Annotated in this window: 1 pseudogene; it reads left to right on the forward strand. The window is 55.6% G+C overall.

The annotated features are described in order from the left end of the window. Positions 1 to 277 (forward strand): annotated as a pseudogene (locus AF337_RS32770) (ABC transporter ATP-binding protein); the annotation flags it as partial.

The raw sequence follows: 277 nt of genomic DNA on the forward strand, positions 1-277 counted from the left end.
CATCGGCTCCATCCTGTTCCGGATTTTATTGGGATGCGCCAATTCACTGATTGCAAGCGCAGTGAACCACCGGATTAGCGACCGCATGCGAGACCGCCTCTACGCCAAGGTCTTGACCATGCCCTTCCAGCGCTTTCAAGACTATGAGCGCAGCGACCTGATCAACGTCATCGCGACCGAATCCTATGCGGTATCGTCGGCGCATGCCAGTCTTGTACGGCTGGGGGTGAATTTCGGTACGATTGTGATTTTCGGCGTCGGCATGCTGATAATGGCC

Source organism: Rhizobium ecuadorense (assembly GCF_001187535.1).
GTDB lineage: Bacteria > Pseudomonadota > Alphaproteobacteria > Rhizobiales > Rhizobiaceae > Rhizobium > Rhizobium ecuadorense.